Below are 18,282 nucleotides of genomic sequence, written 5' to 3' on the forward strand. Positions count from 1 at the left end.
GCGGCGGAGCTGCGGGCCGCCGAGCCGGCCCGCCGAGCGGCGTACCCCGGAGGCGGCGACCCCGGCTGGGCGGGACACCGGCGAGGTCCGGGCGGCCGAACCGTCGGCGGTCGTCCGTCCGCCCGCTAATCGGGCCGAGGCCACACCGGCAGCGCCCGAGCAGCGGACCGGCACTGACATCACGCGTCGTCGCCGGTCGAACGCCCCGCACCGGGGTCGCGCGACGGTCGAGGAGCCCGGCTCGGTCTCGGCGGTGCCGGCCGGCGCCGCGACCGGCAGCCCGGCGACGCTCGGCACCTCGTACTCCGGTGGTCAGGTGACCACAACGGAGTCGGCGCCGTCCCGGCCGCTGGACACCGGTGGCGCGCCGGGGCCCCGGGTGGTGATCGACCACGTGCAGGTCAGCACCTTCGGCCTGGACGCGCATGTGGAGGTTCGGCTGCTGGCCGGCGGGGAGAGCGCCGCCGGGTACGCCACCGGGCCGGCGGTGGACGGTTACGTGCTGCGGCTCTGCGCGGTGGCGGCGGCCGCCGCGGTGGACGAGTTGCTGCGCGGCTCCGACAAGGGCGAACGCGGGCGGTGCTTCGTCGAACACGCGGCGGTGGTGCCGTTCGGCAACTGTGAGGTGGCCACCGTGGTGGCGCTGCTCGTCTGCGAGGGCTGGGTCGAGCAACTGGCCGGGTCGGCGCTGGTCGCCGGTGATCCGCGTCAGGCGGTGGTCCGGGCGACGCTGGCGGCGGTGAACCGTCGGCTGGAGGCGCTGCTGTCCTAAGTGGTCCGAGGCAGACTGGGACGATGAGACGTGCCACGCTCTGGCCGGACCACCTCCTCCCCGACGACCGTGTCCCGCCGCCGTGGCCGGGCCGGGAGGTTCGCCTCGACGGTCTGGTCACGTACGTGCGGGACACTCCGGCCACCGCCGCCGGCGCGGAGCCGGCGCTGTACGTGCACGGGCTGGGCGGGTCGTCGCAGAACTGGACCGACCTGGCCGGGCTGCTCGCCGACCGGCTGGACGGTCAGGCCATCGACCTGCCCGGCTTCGGTCGCAGTGAACCGGGTCGCCGTTACACGATCACGGCCTTCGCGGATCTTGTCGTCCGTTGGATCGAGCACTCCGGTCGGGGGCCGGTGCACCTGTTCGGCAACTCGCTGGGCGGGGCGGTCGCGGTCCAGGTCGCGGGGCTCCGGCCGGACCTGGTCCGGACCCTCACCCTGATCTCCCCGGCGTTGCCGTTCCTCGACTTCCGGCGCTCGTTGCAGGGGCGGATGCTGCCGGTGCTCGCCATCCCGATGGGGGAGCGGCTGGTCGCCCGGCGGCTCACCCAGCTGGCTCCCGAGGTGATGGCCGAGCAGGTGTTGGCGGCCTGTGTCGCCGACCTCAGCCGGATCTGTGCCCAGCGCCGGGCCGAGGCGCTGGAGGAGATCCGGGTGCGGTACGAGGCCGAGCACTACGCGGCCGCGTACGTCCGGACGTTCCGTGGGCTGGTCTCCAGCTTCCTGCGGTCGTACCTGCCGGGGTCGGGTTCGCTGTGGCGTCTCGCCGCGGCGGTCCGCGCGCCGACGCTGGTGGTGGCTGGCCGGCAGGACCGTCTGGTCGACGTCCGGGTAGCGCCGCAGACCGCCCGGGCCATCCCGGACAGCCGATTGATGATGCTCGACGGCGTCGGTCATGTCGCGCAGTTGGAGGTTCCCCGCCTGGTTGCCCGGGCGGTGGTCGGTCTGCTCGCCGAAACGGGGGAGACCGTCGGGCGGTCCGATCTGGCAGGCTGACCTGGATGCCCAGCTCAGCCCGGCGCCCCGGTCGCCGTCGGCGACGTTTCGCACTGCTCGCCCAACTGGTGGCGGTGGTGCTGGCCGTCGTCGCGGCGGTGACCGTGATCGCCGAGGGGCCGGGTGGGCGTCCCGGTGCCGACCGGTTGGCCGCAGGGGAGATTCCCCCGCTGCTGGCCGCGCCGCTGCCGCCGTCGGCCGCCCCCACGCCCTCCGACCCGGTCCCGTCCAGCCCGCCTCCGGTGCTGCGGATGCCGGGCGCGGTCCCGACCGTCGGCACCGGACGGTTCGGTCATGACGCCCGGTCCGGTCCGGTGCTGGGCCGCGCCGGTGCGCTGCGGCGGTACCGGGTCGCGGTGGAGACCGGCAGCAGCGAGGGGGCCGCCGGTTTCGCGCAGGTGGTCCAGGCGGCGCTGGCCGGGCCGGGCAGCTGGATCGACAGCGGTCGGTTACGGCTACAGCAGGTGCCGGGGGACGCGCCGCGCGACTTCACCGTCTATCTGGCCACCGCCAGCACGGCGGGTCGGATGTGCGCCGCCGGTGGAGTGGACATCCGGGTCGGCGGTCGCCCGTACACGTCGTGTCGGGCGCCCGGTCAGGTGATCATCAACTTGGACCGGTGGCGGCTGTCCGTGCCGCACTTCGTGTCGGCCGGCGTGCCGCTGGATGTCTACCGGACGTACGTGGTCAACCACGAGGTCGGGCACCAGCTCGGGCACCGGCACGAGCGCTGCCCGGGCGCGGGTCGACCGGCGCCGGTGATGATGCAGCAGACGCTCTTCCTCAACGGGTGTCGGGCCAACCCGTGGCCGTACCTGGCCGGGCGGCGTTACACCGGCCCGGCCCGCTGAGCCGGTCGGCCGACACGCCGAGCGTCCCCCGCCATCAGGCGTCTTGCGGCAATAGCAGTAAAAAACGGAGAAATGCCCGAATAATCTGGCAGGCTCGACGTCATGACGCCGTCGTCCCCTTACGGCCCGGACCAGCCGACCGACCCATCAGGTCGGTCGGCGTACGGCGGCGCGCGTCCGCTTGTGGCCCGGATGTACCGGCGACGTCGCCGCAGCCTGCTGCTCGGCCTGCTCGTGCTCGCCGTCGGGATCGCCGTGCCGCTGAGTCGGGGCGGCGAGCCACCGGTTGAGACACCTGTCGTCACCACCGAGGGCGGGATGGGGCGCGGCGGTGGGGTGGAGCACCTCGCGCCCACCAGCTACCCGTCGGTGGGCGCGGGGCGCTTCACCGCTGCCCACGGTGAAACAGCTGTGCACGGTACGGGCGGGCCGGTGCGCCGCTACCGGGTCGTCGTCGAACGCGGCACCGGTCAGGACGCCGCCGCCTTCGCCGCCAGGGTGGATGAGGTGCTGACCGACCCGCGCAGTTGGATCGCCTCCGACGAGCTGCGGGTGCAGCGGGTGGCCGACGCCGAGGCCGCCGACTTCACCATCTACCTGGCCACCCCGGTCACCTCCGAGCGGATGTGCGCCGAGGGCGGGTTGACCACCGAGCGCTACACCTCCTGCCGGCTTCCCGGTCAGGTCATCATCAACCTGGCCCGCTGGATGGAGGCGGTTCCGGACTACGGCGCCTCGCTGGACACCTACCGGACGTACGTCATCAACCACGAGGTGGGCCACGAGTTCGGCGAGGAGCACGAGGCCTGCCCCGGCCCGGGAGAGCCCGCCCCGGTGATGCAGCAGCAGACGTACGGCCTGCGCGGTTGTGTGGCCAACGCCTGGCCCTACCTCGACGGCCGTCGCTACGCGGGGGACATCGTCCCCTGATCAGAGCGGGTCGGCGGTTATTCCCGCTCCCGCATAGCGGACCACGTGTCGTCCCTCATGGCCGAGCGGGTCTTCCCCGAGCGACAATGGCGCGGTTCACACCGCCGATCCCGGGGAGTCCACCGTGTCGTTGCCCCCGCTCGTCGAGCCCGCCGCCGAGCTGACCGTTGACGAGATCCGCCGCTACTCACGTCACCTGATCATTCCGGACGTCGGGGTGACCGGGCAGAAGCGGTTGAAGAACGCCCGGGTGCTCTGTGTCGGCGCCGGTGGCCTCGGGTCGCCCGCCCTGCTGTACCTCGCCGCGGCCGGAGTCGGCACGCTCGGCATCATCGACTTCGACACCGTCGACGAGTCCAACCTCCAGCGCCAGGTCATCCACGGGGTGTCCGACGTCGGCCGGTCCAAGGCCGAATCCGCCGCCGCGTCGATCCGCGAGATCAACCCGCTGGTCGACGTGGAGATCCACAACACCGCGCTGGACCGGGAGAACGTCCGCGAGATCTTCGCCCAGTACGACCTGATCGTCGACGGCACCGACAACTTCGCCACCCGCTACATGGTCAACGACGCGGCCGTGCTGCTCGGCAAGCCGTACGTCTGGGGCTCGATCTACCGCTTCGACGGCCAGGCGTCGGTCTTCTGGGCCGAGCACGGCCCCTGCTACCGCTGCCTCTACCCGGAGCCGCCGCCGCCCGGCATGGTCCCCTCCTGCGCCGAGGGCGGCGTGCTCGGCGTGCTCTGCGCGTCGATCGGCTCGATCCAGGTGAACGAGGCGATCAAGCTGCTCACCGGCATCGGTGAGCCGCTGGTCGGCCGCCTGATGGTCTACGACGCCCTGGAGATGGAATACCGCAAGATCAAGGTCCGCAAGGACCCGAACTGCGCGCTCTGCGGCGAGAATCCGACCGTCACCGACCTGCTGGAAGACTACGAGGACTTCTGCGGCGCGGTCTCCGAGGAGGCGCAGGAGGCGACCCTCAACTCGACCATCACCGCGCTGGAGCTCAAGGAGTGGCAGGACGCCGGGAAGGACATCTTCCTGGTCGACGTGCGGGAGCCAGCCGAGTACGAGATCGTCCGGATCCCGGGCGCCACCCTGATCCCCAAGGGCGACATCATCTCCGGCGAGGCCCTCGCGACGCTGCCGCAGGACCGGCAGGTCGTGCTGCACTGCAAGTCCGGCGTCCGCTCCGCGGAGGCGCTCGCCGCGTTGAAGGCGGCCGGGTTCAAGGACGCCGTGCACGTGCAGGGCGGCGTGCTCTCCTGGATCAAGCAGGTCGACCCGTCGCTGCCCGCGTACTGACCGGCCGTGCCGGGGCGGCCCACACCGCCGCCCCGGCGAATCGACGCAGATAACGCCGAGCAGGCTGGCGGCCGGAGCGACGCAGCCAGGTCGGGCTGGCCGATTCTCCGAGGCGGCATCGCGTCTGCGCAGGTAGCGTCTCCGCCGTGGTCGATTTGGAAGCCGCGATCGGGTTCGTGGTGGCGCATGGCGACGCGGTGGAACGTGCCCGCCTCTCCTGGCTCCGCAACGGCACCGTCGTGCCCGCCGAGTTGCTGGAGACGGCAGAGGTCGGTCAGTCCTCCGACGGCGGCTGGCCGGCCACCTGGGGCGGCGAGGTCGCCTCGATCGACGCCACCTGCTTCCGCCTCGCCGAGCTGGACGACCTGGGCGCGCTCGGTCGCCCCGCCGCCCGCCGCGCCCTGGACTGGCTGGCGTCCCGGCAGCAGGCCGACGGCGGCTGGGAAGAGGACGCGTCGTTGGCCGACTCGGCGCCGGAGTGGGCCCGACCCGGCGACCCCGAGGCCGGGTTCCTCGCCTCGGCCAACGCCGGCTTCTGGCTCACCGTCGCCGGCCTGGACGCCCGGGCCTCGGGTCCGCTCGACCACCGGGTCGGCGGGGCGTACGCGGGGGTGGTGCAGGCGGCGGCCCACTCGCTCGCCGCGCGGCTGAACCCGGACGGCAGTTGGCCGTCGTTCCTCGCGACCGGCTGGCTGAGCGCGGCCGTGCTGCACCGGCAGGAGATGTTCCAGGAGTCGGCGCGGATCCAGGTGGTGCTCGCCGACCGGATGCCGAAGATGTCCCCCGGCAACGTGGCGTGGTTGGCGGCCACGCTGCGCCGGGCCGCGTCGACCCGCAGGACTGGATCATGGTGCGGGCGCTCCGCCGGCTGACCGAGACCCAACGCAGCGACGGCGGTTGGGAGAGCGACGACGGTCACCAGTTCGACGTGCACACCACGCTGGCGGCGATCCGGGCGGCCCGGCCCGCGCCGCCCGGCTGAGCGACGCCCCTAGCGCAGGTGCCCGTCCCCGGTGACGACGTACTTGGTGCTGGTCAGCTCGGGCAGGCCCATCGGCCCCCGGGCGTGCAGTTTCTGGGTGGAGATGCCGATCTCCGCGCCGAAGCCGAACTCGCCTCCGTCGGTGAACCGGGTCGACGCGTTCACCATCACCGCCGCCGCGTCCACCCGGGCGACGAACTCGCGCGCGGCGCTCGTCGAGTCGGTGATGATCGCCTCGGTGTGCCCGGTGCCGAAGCGGCGGATGTGCGCGACCGCCGCGTCCAGCGAGTCGACCACCGCCACCGAGATGTCGGCGGAGAGGTATTCGGTGGCGTAGTCCTCCTCGGTGGCCGGGACCACGGCGGCGGAGTGGGCGGCCACCTCGGGGGAGCCGTGCACTGTCACCCCGGCCTCGGCGAACGCGGCCAGCACCGGCGGCAGGAACGCGTCGGCGATGCCCGCGTGCACCAGCAGCGACTCGGCGGTGTTGCAGGTGGAGAGGCGTTGGGTCTTGGCGTTCAGCGTCACCGCGACGGCCTTGGCCAGGTCGGCGGCGGCGTCGACGTAGACGTGGCAGTTGCCCACCCCGGTCTCGATCACCGGCACTGTCGACTCCTCGACCACGGTGCGGATCAGCGACGCGCCACCGCGCGGGATGAGCACGTCGACCAGCCCCCGCGCGCGCATCAGCTCCTTGACCGAGTCGCGGGAGCTGGCGTCGAGCAGTTGCACAGTGTCGGCCGGCAGCCCGGTCTCGGCCACGGCGTCGCGCAGCACCGCGACCAGCGCGGCGTTGGAGTGCGCGGCCGACGACGACCCGCGCAGCAGCGCCGCGTTGCCGGACTTGAGGCAGATCCCGGCGGCGTCCACCGTCACGTTGGGTCGCGCCTCGTAGATGATGCCGACCACCCCGAACGGCACCCGGATCTGGCGCAGCTCCAGCCCGTTGGGCAGGGTGGAGCCGCGGACCACCTCACCGACCGGGTCGGGCAGCGCGGCCATCTCGCGCAGCGCCTCGGCGATGCCGGCCACCCGGCACGCGTCGAGCGCGAGCCGGTCCAGCACGGCCGCGGTCAGTCCGGCTTCGCGGCCGGCCGCCAGGTCGGTCTCGTTCGCGGCCAGGATCTCCGGGGTACGCGCCAGCAGCGCGTCGGCCATCGCCAGCAGCGCGGCGTCCTTGGCGGTACGCGTGGCCACTGCCAACTCGGCGGCGGCGTCCCGCGCCCGCCGTGCCTGCTCGACGACGCTCATCGATCACTCCTCGGTTGGGAAAGGGCCCCTGCTCACAGCAGTACGAGGTCGTCGCGGTGGACGACCTCCCGTTCGTACGCCGGGCCGAGCGCCGCGGCGAGTTCGGACGTGGAGCGGCCGAGCAGCCCGGGTAGCTCCACCGCGTCGTAGTTGACCAGCCCTCGGGCGACCGACGCCCCGGCGGTGTCCACCAGGTCCACCGGGTCGCCGGCGGTGAAGGTGCCGTCGACGGCGGTGATGCCGGCCGGCAGCAGCGACTTGCGCCGCCCGACGACGGCCGCGACCGCGCCCGGGTCGAGGTGCAGCCGCCCCCGGGGCGAGGTGGCGTGGGCCAGCCAGAACAGCCGGGCCGTCGGGCGTTGCCGCTGAGGATGGAAGAACGTGCCGACCGGTTCGCCGGCCAGCGCCGGGGTGGCCAGGTCGGCGGCGGTGAGCACCACCGGAATGCCGAAGCCGGTGGCGATCCGGGCGGCCTCGACCTTGGTCACCATGCCGCCGGTGCCGACGCCGGACCGGCCGGCCCCGCCGATGGTGATACCGGCGAGGTCCGCGTCGTCGCGCACCTCGGCGATCCGGCTGGAGCGCGGGTTGGTGGGGTCGCCGGTCCAGAGCGCGTCCACGTCGGAGAGGAGCACCAGCAGGTCGGCGTGCACCAGCGCGGCCACCAGGGCGGCCAGCCGATCGTTGTCACCGAACCGGATCTCCTGGGTGGCCACCGTGTCGTTCTCGTTGACGATCGGCACCGCCCGCAGGTCGAGCAGCTTGCGCAGCGTGCGGTACGCGTTGCGGTAGTGCGCCCGCCGGGTCACGTCGTCGACGGTGAGCAGCACCTGCCCGACGGTGCGGCCGTGTCGGGCGAAGCTGGCCGCGTACCGGCCGATCAGCAGGCCCTGCCCGACGCTGGCGGCGGCCTGCTGGGTGGCCAGGTCGCGCGGGCGTCGGGCCAGCCCGAGCGGGGCGAGACCGGCGGCGATCGCGCCCGAGGAGACCAGCACCACCTCGCGCCCTTCGGCGGTGAGTCGGCCGAGGGTGTCGACAAGCGTGTCGACGCGCTCGTCGGCCAGCCCGCCGGTGGCGGTGGTCAACGAGGAGGATCCGATCTTGACGACGACCCGGCGGGCCGACGTGACTGCGTCGCGCACCCGACCATTCTGCGTGGTCACGGCGGGACCTCCCGGCGGCGTTCCCATATGGTGGCGGATTGTGACACCTGACGAGTACGTCGAGGCGGTGCTCGACCTGGTCGAGCGGATCCCGGAGGGCCGGGTGATGTCGTACGGCGGGGTGGCCGACGCGCTGGCCGAGCGCTCGGGTCGCACCTCGGCCCGACTGGTGGGCAACATCATGGCCCGGCACGGCGGTTCGGTGCCCTGGCACCGGGTGGTGACGGCGGGTGGCCGGCTGCCGCCGGGGCACGAGCGGGAGGCGCGGGCCCGGCTGCGCTCGGAGGGGGTGCCGTTGCGCGGCGAGGGCGTCGACATCGCGGCGGCCGGCTGGTCACCGGATGAGGGGATGTGACCTCCGGCATAACGTGAGTAACATTCGGGCCCATGACGACGCCGCCGGGCACCGGCAGGTCAGCCGACGGCTCGCTGCCCCGATCGGTGCACGCCGGCTACGCGCTCGGCTCACTGGCGACCGGCGCGTTCGGCACCGTCCCCGGTCTGCTGTTGCTGCCCTACCTGACCGACACGCTCGGGGTGACCGCCGGCCTGGCCGCGCTGCTGGTGCTGCTACCCAAGGCCTGGGACGTGCTGGTCAACCCGGTCGCCGGGCGGATCTCCGACCGCACCCGGTCGCGCTGGGGCGCCCGCCGGCCGTACCTGCTCGCCGCCGGCCTCGCGCTCGCGGTGCTGTTCGCGTCGATCTTCGCCGCGCCGTTCGGCAACGGTTCGGCCGCCGCGGTGTACGTGGCGATCGCCTTCCTCGCCACCGCCACCGCGTTCGCCTTCTTCCAGGTGCCGTACGTGGCGATGCCGGCGGAGCTGACCGCGGACCACGCCGAGCGCACCCGGTTGATGACCTGGCGGATCGCGGTGCTGGCGCTGGCCATCCTGGTCTCCGGCGCGGTCGCGCCGCTGGTGGTGAGCGCCGGTGGGGACGGGCTGGCCGGACACCGGTGGATGGGGCTGTTCGTGGCGGCGCTGATCGCCCTCGGCGCCCTCGGCGCGTTCCTCGGCACCCGGTCCGCGCCGACCGGCACGGTGGGCGAGAGCGAGCCGACCCTGCGCGCCCAACTCGCGGTGGCCGGCGCCAACCGCCCGTTCCGGGCGCTGCTGATCTGCTTCGTGGTGCAGTCCGCCGGGGTGGCCACGATCCTGGCCGGGGTCAACTACTTCGCCGGGCAGATCCTGCGCGACGAACAGAGCGGGCCGACAGTGCTCTTCGTCTGCTTCGTCGGGCCGGCGCTGCTGGTGATGCCGATCTGGACCCGGGTCGGCGCCCGGGTGGGCAAGCGGAAAGCGCTGGTCGTGGCCTCGCTGATCCTCGCCGTCGGGGCGCTCGCCCTGGTCGCCGCGTCGGTGCTGCCGCCGGTCGTGGTCTACCTCCTGGTCGCGCTGATCGGCGTGGGCTACGCCGGGCAGCAGGTCTTCGCGCTGGCGATGCTGCCGGACTGCATCGCGGACGAGACGGCACGTACCGGTCGACGCCAGGCCGGCGTCTTCACCGGGCTGTGGACCGCCGGGGAGACCCTCGGACTGGCGCTCGGCCCGGGCATCTACGGGCTGGTACTCCAGCTCTCCGGCTACGTGTCCTCGGAGACCGGGTCGGCAGCCGCCCAGTCCGACCCGGCACGCCTGGGCGTGCTGCTGGGCTTCACGCTGATCCCGGCCCTGCTGATCGCGCCGCCGATCCTCCTCCTCCGCCAATACACCCTCAGCCCGCCCACCGGTCGGGTCGACGATCACGTTGCCCGGGGGAACGAAGGCCACAACCGTCACGAGAAGGGCGCCATCACTTCATGATCGACGAGAGCAGCGTTGCGGCGGGGGCGCTCGCCGCCACCGGGATACCCGCCGAGCAGGTGCTGGCCGAGGTTCGTCAGCTGCGCGGCGCGGACCGCCCCACCCACGGCGGTCGGCTGTTCGCGTACGTCTACGACCCGGCGGTGGCCGGGCTGGACGACCTCACCGCCGCCGCCCACGCCGAGAGCGCCCACGTCAACGGGTTGGACCCGACCGCGTTCCCCTCGCTGCTGGCGATGGAGAACGCGCTGGTCGGCGCCGCCGCCCGGGTGCTCGGCGCGGGCCCCGGCAGCACCGCCCCGGACGTCGTCGGCAGCGTCACCAGCGGCGGCACCGAGTCGCTGATCCTCGCGGTCAAGACCGCCCGGGACGCCCGCCCGGAGATCGCCGCACCCCGGATCGTGGTGCCGTCGACCGGGCACGCCGCGTTCGCCAAGGCGGCGCACTACCTGCGGGTGACGTTGGACGTCGTGCCGGTCTCCCCGGACACGCTGCGCCCCGACCCGGCCGCGATGGCCGCCGCGATCCGCCCCGAGACGGTTCTGGTCGCCTGCTCCGCGCCCTCGTACGCACACGGGGTGGTGGACCCGGTCACCGAGATCGCGGCCGCGGCGGCAGCCGCCGGGGTGCGCTGCCACGTGGACGCCTGCTTCGGCGGCTGGACCCTGCCGTACCTGCGCCGACTGGGCCAGCCGGTGCCGCCGTTCGACTTCGCGGTGCCCGGGGTCACGTCCATCTCGGTGGACCTGCACAAGTACGCGTACGCCCCGAAGGGGGTGTCGGTGCTCCTGCACCGCGACGCCACGCTGCGCGCCCCGCAGTACTTCGCGTACGCCGACTGGCCCGGCTACACGATGATCAATCCGGGGCTCGCCTCCACCCGCTCGGGCGGGCCGATCGCCGCCGCCTACGCGACAGTGCGACACCTCGGCGACGACGGCTACCTGCGGCTGGCCGCCGCCACCCGGGAGGCCGTCGCCGGCCTGGCCGACGCGGTCCGCAACGTCGACGGGCTGCGGCTGATGGCCGAACCGGAGTCCACAGTGGTCTGCTTCACCGCCACCGACCACGGCCCCGACCTGTTCGTCCTGGTCGACGAGCTGACCGCGCGCGGCTGGCACACCCAACCCCAGCTGTCGTACGCCGGCCTGCCGGCCAGCGTGCACCTCACGGTGACCGCCGCGGTCGCGCCCCGGGTCGCCGAGTTCGGGCCGGACCTGGCCGAGGCGGTGGCCGCCGCCCGGTCCACCGGTCCGGTCGCCCTCGCGCCCGAGCTGCTGGCGCTGGCGACGTCACTGACCCCGGACGCCCTCACGCCGGACCTGGTCGCCGGGCTCGCCGGCGGCCTCGGCCTCGGTGCCGGCGACGGGCCGACGCCGGACCGGATGGCGGTGGTGAACACACTGCTCGACGCCGCCCCGCCAGCGCTCCGTGAGCGACTTCTGGTCGAGTTCGTCAGCCTGCTGCAATGCCCCTCCTGGTGACCTGACCGCCGGCCGCGCCACGTTGTCGGCGTCCCGGGAGTCCAGCAGGAAGTTGAAGTCGCCGTCCATCGCCCGGGCGTCCACGTCGGCGGTCCCCATGCCCACGGTGGCCCCGTTGGCTGCCCGGAAGCTCAGCTCCAACGTCACCTCCGCGCCGCCCGCGAGCCGACCCAGCTCGCAGGTCACCGGCTGACTGGTGTCCTGCGGCTCGTTGCGGCACGGTGCCCACCCGTCGACGTCCGGGCGCACGGCCGCCGGCACGTTCAGCCGCAGCGTCACGTACGGGACCGCCCCGGTGCCCTTGTTCCGGATCCGTACCGTGGTCGTGCCCGTTCGTGAGCCGTCATCCGCCGTGGTCAGCACCAGCTCGGTGGCGGTGACCGCGAGATCCGCCGAGTGCGGGTTCGGACCGAAGCTCGTCGGCCCGGAGACCTGGGCGAACGCCTCGCCCTTCCAGCGGTAGCCCCGCCACTGTCGCTGCGACCACTCGCCGGGCCAGCCACCGCCGGGGGCGATGTCGCCGACCTGCACCCGCACCGTGCCGTCGTCGACCACGTCGAGGGCGAACAGCCACTGCGGCTTGTCGATGGTGGTCGCGACCACCCGGCCCAGCGTGACGACCTTCCCCTGCCCGTCCCGGTCGAAGGCGACCACCTGCATCGGGCCGCCGGTGCCGAGCACGCACTGCACGAGCGCCACGGTCTCCACCGCACCGTCGCCGTCGACGTCGCCGTGGTCGAGCGCCAGGAGCCAGTTGACCCCCTCGCGGTCGTCGCCGCTGATCCGTACGTTCGACGTCGGGCAGCCCCGCCCGGCCCGCCAGGCGGGCAGGGTCACCGGCGTGCCGAGCAGTTGGGACCGGCTGAACCGGCCGTCCGGTGCGGCGGAGGTCGGGCTGCCACTGGTCACGGACGGGCTGGGCGTCGGGGTCGGCGAGCCGTTCGGAGTCGGCGACACCGAGATGGTCGGCGTCGGGTCGACCCGGTCCGGGCCGCGATCAGGGCCGTTCATCGCCGCGTACCCGACGGCGGACCCGCCGAACAGGGCGAGCGCCGCCGCGGTGTTGGCCGCCAGCCGACGCCGGCCGCGTCCGCGGGCCGCCCGTCGAACGGCGGCGGGCCCGGGCACCTCGACCTCGGCCAGCACGGTACGGCGGTAGTGGGCAAACTCTTCGGCGAGGCCGAGGGTCTCCTGCTCAGACATCCCGCACCTCCTCGTTGGTGTCGCGCAGGTGCGTCGCGAGGGCCGTGCGACCACGGTGCAGCCAGGACTTGACGGTGCCCTCGGCGACCCGCTCCTGGGCGGCGATCTCGGCGACCGACAGGTCGGCGAGGTAGTGCAGGACGACAGCGCGCCGCTGCTTCGGCGGCAACTTCGCCAACGCGGCGTCGAGGGCGACCCGATCGGGGCTCGGCCCGGCGACGTGGGTCTCCCGCTGCCGCAGCAGCCACGCCTGCGCGGTCCGTAGCCGCCGCCACCGGTTGTGACCGAGGTTCCAGGCCACCCGGCGTACCCAGGACAGCGGGTCGTCGTAGCGGGCCAGCCGGTCCCAGCGGGCGTACGCCCGGCAGAACGCCTCCTGGACCAGGTCCTGCGCCTGCCCCCGGTCCCCGGTGTACGCGGTGAGCTGCACCACCAGTCCGCGGAAGTGGGCGTGGTAGAAGTCGTCGAAGACCAGTTCGGTCGCCCTCGGGGCCGAACCGCCCAGCGGGTCGGGTGGCCGATCGCCCACCTGCACGTCTCTCGTCACCAGCACTCGTCCTCCCCGCGTGGCCGCTGACGGCCATGTTCGCCAGCATCGATCACACCGGTGGACGGGCCGCACGGTTGCAGGGGAAACCATGAAGGTTGCCTGTCCGGTCCGTGACATCCGACTGTGATTCACTGTCGGTGGAGGAGAGGGGGCGTCAGTGCAGCTACCGGCGGTGCTCGGTGAGCCGATCCGGTTCGTGCTGAACTGGGGGCGTCGCTACTCGCTCTGGGTGTTCAACTTCGGTCTGGCCTGCTGCGCGATCGAGTTCATCGCGACCAGCATGGGTCGGCACGACTTCATCCGACTGGGCGTGATCCCGTTCGCCCACGGTCCTCGCCAGGCCGACCTGATGGTGGTCTCCGGCACGGTGACCGACAAGATGGCCCCGGCGATCAAGCGGCTCTACGACCAGATGCCCGAGCCGAAGTACGTCATCTCGTTCGGCGCCTGCTCGAACTGCGGCGGCCCCTACTGGGACTCGTACTCGGTGACCAAGGGCGTCGACCAGCTCATCCCGGTCGACGTGTACGTGCCCGGCTGCCGCCCCGGCCGGAGGCGCTGCTGCACGGCATCCTGCGGCTGCAGGAAAAGATCGCCGCCGAGCAGTCCGGCATCGGCGGGGTGCCGCAGCGGGACGCGCTGGCCGCGCCGTTGGACGCCCCGCCCCGGGAGGCCGCTGCCCCCCGCTCGGTCGACTCGCTCACCGCCCCACCGGTCCGCCCACCCGCCGCGAGCTGAGAGCGGTGGGCCGCCACCCGGAGCTGATCCGGGCGGCGGCCCACTTCCACACCCGTCAGGTCAGCTGGCCGACAGGGCCAGGTTGAACGTGACGGTGTTGTCGCTCGGGTCGACGTCGGTGGTCGTCGCGATCCAACTGGTCGACACCTCGAGGCTGATCGGGGTCGACTCGTCCGCCGGGTCGGTCGGGCGGGTGAAGAACAGCGCGAGGTCGCGCTCCTCACCGGCCATCATCTGCCCGCCCGGCACGCTGGCCTCACCACCGTAGGTCGGCCCGTTAGTGGGCTCGGTGTAGAGGATCGCCGAGCCGGCAGGCAGCGGCGCCGCGTTGAGCTCGAGACGAAGGTTCGGCGCGTCGCCGGCGTAGCGGACCCGCACCGGCACCCGCCGGGTGTTCTCCGGGCCGTCGGTCACCGGCCCGGCCAGCTCGATGGACGCGTCCGGCTGAGTGTCCTGCACGTACGTCTGCGGGTTGCTCAGCGAACCGCTGAGCGAGCGGAACCTCGCGCTGAACGGAACGGTGCCCAGCGCTCCGGCGCTCGCCGAGTTGACGGTGACGAACCCGCCATCCGCGATCATCGGGTAGCTGCGGGGGGTGGTCAGCACCTGGAACTCGACGGGGGCGGTGCGACTCTCACCCGGAGCCAGTTCACTGCCGCCGGGCAGGCCGCAGGTGCGGACCAACCGGCCCTCCGACACGCCGTCAGGGTCGCAGTGCGACTCGGGCCCGCCGGCGAAGGAGGCCGCCACCGGCTCGCGGATCTGGAAGTAGAAGACGTCGGTGCTGTCACCGGTGTTGGTGATGGTCACCCGAAGTTTGCCCTGGTAGCCGCGTTCGGTCGGCTCAAGCACCAGGCGGCTCAGGGAGAAGGTGGCAGCGTCGGCCGAGTCCGCCGGTGCGGCGGCGGCCGGGCCGGCCCAGCCGACGGTCGCGGTCAGGCCGAGCAGTGCGGCGGTGAGCAGGCTCCCCGTTTTGCGGAACATGTGTGTCTGGTCCTCCATGGTCGATGCCCGGCCAGGGACCTGCCGCCGACCATGGCAGCAGCGCGATCGGTCAAGGTGTGACCGTGGTGTCCGGCCCCCGTGCCGTGACGCAGACAGCATGGTCGATGACTGTCTGGTTCGCCACCCCGTTCTGGACCCGCGGCACTAGCCTGCGCACTATGAGCAGCTCAGTGGACCAGCGCTCCGCCCATATCGTCGACGTGCTCAGCGCGGAGTTCGGGGCGTCGATGGCGATCGACCCCGCCGCCTTCCGGCGCAAGTTCCGCAAGATGGCGGCCTCCCCGTTCGCCTTCTACCGGGGCAGCGCCGCGCTCTTCTACGCCGACCAGCTCGGTGACTTCGCCGACGACCGTTTCCTGGATGAGCGGACCAGCCGGGTGTGGATCCACGGTGACCTGCACGCGGAGAACTTCGGCACCTACATGAACGCCTCCGGGCAGCTGGTGTTCAACGTCAACGACTTCGACGAGGCGTACGTCGGGCCGTTCACCTGGGACCTGCGGCGGCTGGCGGCCAGCGTGGCGCTGCTCGGCTACGGCAAGGCGCTCTCCGACACGGCGATCGGGGAGCTGGTGGCCGGCTTCGCCCGGTCGTACCTGACCGAGCTGCGGGCCATCGCCGCCGGCGGCGACGACGCGATCGGCTCGATCACCCTGGACAACGCCGACGGGGTGCTGCGTCGGGTGCTCCAGCAGGCCCGGCTCAACACCCGCGTCGACCTGCTCGCCGCGCAGACCACCATCGACAACTACGAGCGACGGTTCTCCCTCGGCGACGGGGTGTTCGAGATCGACGCACCCACCCGCGACCTGGTCAGCGCCGCCTTCCAGGACTACCTGGGCACCCTGCCCACGACGAGGCTCCGCCCGGTGGCGGCGCGGATCAAGGACGTGGTGCTGCGCAAGGGGGTGGGCATCGGCTCGGCCGGGCTGCCGTCGTACAACCTGCTGCTGGAGGGGCACACCCAGGCACTGGAGAACGACGTCGTGATCTACATGAAGCAGGCCCAGGTGCCGGCCGTCGCGCGGTACGTCACCGACGAGTCGGTCCGCGGCTACTTCCAGCACCAGGGGCACCGGACCGCCGAGTCGCAGCGGGCGTTGCAGGCGCACGCCGACCCGTGGCTGGGCTTCACCGAGCTGAACGGCGCCGGGCAGCTCGTCGCCGAGGTCTCCCCGTACGCCGCCGACCTGGACTGGTCGGACGTGAACGAGCCGGAGGAGCTGACCGGCGTGCTCGTCGACCTGGGCCGGGCGGTGGCCCGGATGCACTCGGTCGCCGACGACGAGTCCAGCCACGACCTGGTGGACTACTCCACCGAGGAGGCGATCGTCGCGGCGGTGGACAACGACGAGCCGGGTTTCGTCACCCACCTGGTGGACTTCGCGCACGCGTACGGGGTGCGCGCCCGGCAGGACCACCAGCTCTTCGTCGACCTGTTCCGCAACGGTCGGCTACCCGGCATCTAGGGTCCGGAACGTCCGCTCAGGAGGCGAACTCCAACACCACCTTGATGTCGTCCGGCCCGGGGGTGTACGCGTCGGCGTACCGGTTCACCGGCACCCGACGGGTGATCAGCGACTCGAGCCAGATCTGGTCGGCGCGGGCGAGCGCCTGCGCGGCCATGGTCCAGTGCCGCCGGTTGGCGTTCACCGAGCCGAACACCACGTTGTTCTCCAGCACCAGCTCCCGGTTGAGCGCACCGGCGTCGAAGTCGATGGTCCGGCCACCGCTGGACACCCCGGCCAGGCAGACGATCCCGTTCGGTGCCGCCTTGCACATCACGTCGAGGACGACAGTCGGCGCGCCGGTGCACTCCACCACCACGTCCGGCTCGAAGGGCAGGTCGTTGACCGGCACCGCGTGGTAGGTGGCACCGAGCCCGGCGACCAGCTCCGGCTTCGGACCATCGGTGGCCCGGTCCAACACGTGCACGGAGAGCCCGCGCTGGGTGCCGAGCAACGCGGCCAGCAGCCCGATCGGGCCGGCCCCGGTCACCAGGACGGTCTGCGGCTGCCATTCGGCCCGGTGCCCGATCCGCTCGATGTGGTCCCAGGCCTTCGCCACCACGCTTGTCGGTTCCAGCAGGACGCCCAGCTGGGCCAACGCCGGGTCGAGTCGAACCGCGAAGGAGGGCTCGATCCGCCAGCGGTCGCGGGCGAACCCGGGCAGCGCCTTGATGCCGTGCTCGGTGTACTGACCGTTGCGGCACATGTCCCACTCGCCGACCGCGCAGTTCAGGCAGGGGACCGGGTCGGGATGCCGGACGATCCCGGCCACCAGGTCGCCGGGTTGCAGGGTGCCGCTGGCGTCCTCGATCACCCGGCCCAGCGACTCGTGCCCGATGATCAGGCGATCGGCACCCGGCGGCGCCTCGCCGTATTCCCCCGCGATGATTTCGTGGTCGGTGCCGCAGATGCCGACGGCGAGCGCCTCGACCAGGATCGGGCCCTCCTCGGCGGGCGGCTCCGGTTGATCCTCGACGAGGCCCAGCGAGTCGGCGACCCCGGGTTGCACAGTCACAGCGCGCACCCCCTTATCTTTCCCCGCCGAGGGGGGTGTGGTGTCCAAAGCCGGCAGATCGCCGGGCATCGGCGCCGGCCGGGCGGAGCTTCGGCCTGCACTAGGATCAGCGGCATGACTCCCGAAGAGGTCGGCGCTCGGCTGGTGGCGCTGCTCGCGCCGGTTGCGGCGACCCCGTCGGTCTCCGGCGGGCAACGGTTCGCCCGTGCCACCGTCGACGTGCCGCCGGAGAGTTGGCTGACCGCTGTCCGCGCCGCCCGCGACGACGCGGAGTTGGCCTGCGACTTCTTCGACTGGCTCTCCGCGGTCGACGAGTTGGCCGAGGGCTTCGACGTGGTGGCGCACCTCTGGTCGACGCGGTTGCGCCACGGCGTGCTGCTGCGTAGCCGGTTGCCGCGCGGCGCGCCCACGATCGCCTCGGTGATCGACGTCTACCCGGGTGCCGGCTGGCACGAGCGGGAGACGCACGAGATGTTCGGCATCGACTTCGCCGGTCACGGGGAGCTGCGGCCGCTGTTGTTGCCGCCGGAGTTCGAGGGGCACCCGCTGCGTAAGGAGTTCGTGCTCGCCTCCCGGGTGGCCAAGCCGTGGCCGGGCGCGAAGGAGCCGGGCGAGTCCGAGGCCGGCGGCGGTCGCCGACCGATCCGCCCGCCGGGCGTCCCCGCACCGGGCGAGTGGGGAACCACGCCCACCCCGGCCGGCGCGGGGTGGCCTGGGGGGAGG

General features: G+C 72.9%; 14 protein-coding genes and 3 pseudogenes. 12 read left to right on the forward strand and 5 right to left on the reverse strand.

Annotation, left to right across the window (positions count from 1 at the left end):
- The 6 genes and pseudogenes from JM949_RS22370 to JM949_RS22395 form a co-directional block, all read left to right on the forward strand.
- Nucleotides 1–772: pseudogene (locus JM949_RS22370) on the forward strand (hypothetical protein); the annotation flags it as partial.
- 23 nt (nucleotides 773–795) lie between these two features.
- Nucleotides 796–1,770, forward strand: coding sequence for an alpha/beta fold hydrolase (locus JM949_RS22375; RefSeq protein ID WP_203150317.1), 975 nt, complete (start codon nucleotides 796–798; stop codon nucleotides 1,768–1,770).
- 5 nt (nucleotides 1,771–1,775) lie between these two features.
- Nucleotides 1,776–2,621, forward strand: a complete 846-nt coding sequence (locus JM949_RS22380) for a DUF3152 domain-containing protein (RefSeq protein ID WP_203150318.1) — start codon at nucleotides 1,776–1,778, stop codon at nucleotides 2,619–2,621.
- A 102-nt stretch (nucleotides 2,622–2,723) separates the two neighbouring features.
- Nucleotides 2,724–3,551: a DUF3152 domain-containing protein gene (locus JM949_RS22385; protein WP_203150319.1), complete on the forward strand. Its 828-nt coding sequence runs from the start codon at nucleotides 2,724–2,726 to the stop codon at nucleotides 3,549–3,551.
- A gap of 124 nt (nucleotides 3,552–3,675) precedes the next feature.
- On the forward strand, nucleotides 3,676–4,857 hold the full coding sequence (gene moeZ / locus JM949_RS22390; protein ID WP_203150320.1) for an adenylyltransferase/sulfurtransferase MoeZ: 1,182 nt from the start codon (nucleotides 3,676–3,678) through the stop codon (nucleotides 4,855–4,857).
- A gap of 146 nt (nucleotides 4,858–5,003) precedes the next feature.
- Nucleotides 5,004–5,839 (forward strand): annotated as a pseudogene (locus JM949_RS22395) (prenyltransferase/squalene oxidase repeat-containing protein).
- Nucleotides 5,840–5,848: 9 nt separating this feature from the next.
- On the opposite strand, the gene JM949_RS22400 reads toward JM949_RS22395, so the two are convergent.
- Both JM949_RS22400 and proB read right to left on the reverse strand, forming a co-directional pair.
- Nucleotides 5,849–7,090, reverse strand: coding sequence for a glutamate-5-semialdehyde dehydrogenase (locus tag JM949_RS22400; RefSeq protein WP_203150321.1), 1,242 nt, complete (start codon nucleotides 7,088–7,090; stop codon nucleotides 5,849–5,851).
- 32 nt (nucleotides 7,091–7,122) lie between these two features.
- A complete protein-coding gene (gene proB / locus JM949_RS22405; RefSeq protein WP_203150322.1) occupies nucleotides 7,123–8,280 on the reverse strand; it encodes a glutamate 5-kinase in 1,158 nt (385 codons plus the stop codon).
- A 13-nt stretch (nucleotides 8,281–8,293) separates the two neighbouring features.
- On the opposite strand from proB, the gene JM949_RS22410 reads away from it, so the two are divergent.
- From JM949_RS22410 to JM949_RS22420, 3 genes are read left to right on the forward strand one after another with little or no spacing between them, the layout of a single operon-like run.
- A complete protein-coding gene (locus JM949_RS22410; protein WP_203150323.1) occupies nucleotides 8,294–8,608 on the forward strand; it encodes an MGMT family protein in 315 nt (104 codons plus the stop codon).
- Nucleotides 8,609–8,640: 32 nt separating this feature from the next.
- Entirely contained in the window at nucleotides 8,641–10,056 is a 1,416-nt protein-coding gene (locus JM949_RS22415; RefSeq protein ID WP_203150324.1) for an MFS transporter, read from the forward strand.
- Nucleotides 10,053–11,540 (forward strand): pyridoxal phosphate-dependent decarboxylase family protein, encoded by a 1,488-nt coding sequence (locus tag JM949_RS22420; protein ID WP_203150325.1) that lies wholly within the window; start codon nucleotides 10,053–10,055, stop codon nucleotides 11,538–11,540. Before JM949_RS22415 ends, JM949_RS22420 begins: the two co-directional genes overlap by 4 nt.
- A gap of 1,195 nt (nucleotides 11,541–12,735) precedes the next feature.
- Here the strand turns inward: JM949_RS22420 and JM949_RS22425 are convergent.
- Nucleotides 12,736–13,296: a SigE family RNA polymerase sigma factor gene (locus JM949_RS22425; RefSeq protein WP_309232274.1), complete on the reverse strand. Its 561-nt coding sequence runs from the start codon at nucleotides 13,294–13,296 to the stop codon at nucleotides 12,736–12,738.
- Between the two features lie 154 nt (nucleotides 13,297–13,450).
- Here JM949_RS22425 and JM949_RS22430 point away from each other — a divergent pair.
- Nucleotides 13,451–14,031, forward strand: a pseudogene (locus JM949_RS22430) (NADH-quinone oxidoreductase subunit B).
- 60 nt (nucleotides 14,032–14,091) lie between these two features.
- On the opposite strand, the gene JM949_RS22435 reads toward JM949_RS22430, so the two are convergent.
- Nucleotides 14,092–15,033 carry a hypothetical protein gene (locus JM949_RS22435; RefSeq protein ID WP_203150327.1) on the reverse strand — a complete coding sequence of 314 codons (942 nt, stop codon included), beginning with the start codon at nucleotides 15,031–15,033 and terminating at the stop codon, nucleotides 14,092–14,094.
- Nucleotides 15,034–15,194: 161 nt separating this feature from the next.
- On the opposite strand from JM949_RS22435, the gene JM949_RS22440 reads away from it, so the two are divergent.
- The gene (locus JM949_RS22440) at nucleotides 15,195–16,505 is read left to right on the forward strand and encodes a DUF2252 domain-containing protein (RefSeq protein WP_203150328.1); all 1,311 of its coding nucleotides are present in this window, start codon (nucleotides 15,195–15,197) and stop codon (nucleotides 16,503–16,505) included.
- A 16-nt stretch (nucleotides 16,506–16,521) separates the two neighbouring features.
- Here the strand turns inward: JM949_RS22440 and JM949_RS22445 are convergent, their stop codons facing one another.
- On the reverse strand, nucleotides 16,522–17,568 hold the full coding sequence (locus JM949_RS22445; RefSeq protein ID WP_203150329.1) for a glucose 1-dehydrogenase: 1,047 nt from the start codon (nucleotides 17,566–17,568) through the stop codon (nucleotides 16,522–16,524).
- Nucleotides 17,569–17,673: 105 nt separating this feature from the next.
- Between JM949_RS22445 and JM949_RS22450 the strand changes: the two genes are divergently transcribed.
- On the forward strand, nucleotides 17,674–18,282 hold a 609-nt coding region (locus tag JM949_RS22450), incomplete at its 3' end, for an NADH-quinone oxidoreductase subunit C (protein ID WP_203150330.1).

Origin of the sequence: Micromonospora tarensis (assembly GCF_016803395.1) — a bacterium.
In the GTDB taxonomy this organism is placed as follows: domain Bacteria; phylum Actinomycetota; class Actinomycetes; order Mycobacteriales; family Micromonosporaceae; genus Micromonospora; species Micromonospora tarensis.

Excerpts from the sequence above, each read along its gene's own strand:
- JM949_RS22385 (WP_203150319.1), top strand. The coding sequence starts at position 2,724 with ATGACGCCGTCGTCCCCTTACGGCCCGGACCAGCCGACCGACCCATCA.
- JM949_RS22415 (WP_203150324.1), top strand. The coding sequence starts at position 8,641 with ATGACGACGCCGCCGGGCACCGGCAGGTCAGCCGACGGCTCGCTGCCC.
- JM949_RS22400 (WP_203150321.1), bottom strand. The coding sequence starts at position 7,090 with ATGAGCGTCGTCGAGCAGGCACGGCGGGCGCGGGACGCCGCCGCCGAG.
- JM949_RS22435 (WP_203150327.1), bottom strand. The coding sequence starts at position 15,033 with ATGGAGGACCAGACACACATGTTCCGCAAAACGGGGAGCCTGCTCACC.
- JM949_RS22380 (WP_203150318.1), top strand. The coding sequence starts at position 1,776 with ATGCCCAGCTCAGCCCGGCGCCCCGGTCGCCGTCGGCGACGTTTCGCA.
- JM949_RS22440 (WP_203150328.1), top strand. The coding sequence starts at position 15,195 with ATGAGCAGCTCAGTGGACCAGCGCTCCGCCCATATCGTCGACGTGCTC.
- JM949_RS22420 (WP_203150325.1), top strand. The coding sequence starts at position 10,053 with ATGATCGACGAGAGCAGCGTTGCGGCGGGGGCGCTCGCCGCCACCGGG.
- JM949_RS22375 (WP_203150317.1), top strand. The coding sequence starts at position 796 with ATGAGACGTGCCACGCTCTGGCCGGACCACCTCCTCCCCGACGACCGT.
- proB (WP_203150322.1), bottom strand. The coding sequence starts at position 8,280 with ATGGGAACGCCGCCGGGAGGTCCCGCCGTGACCACGCAGAATGGTCGG.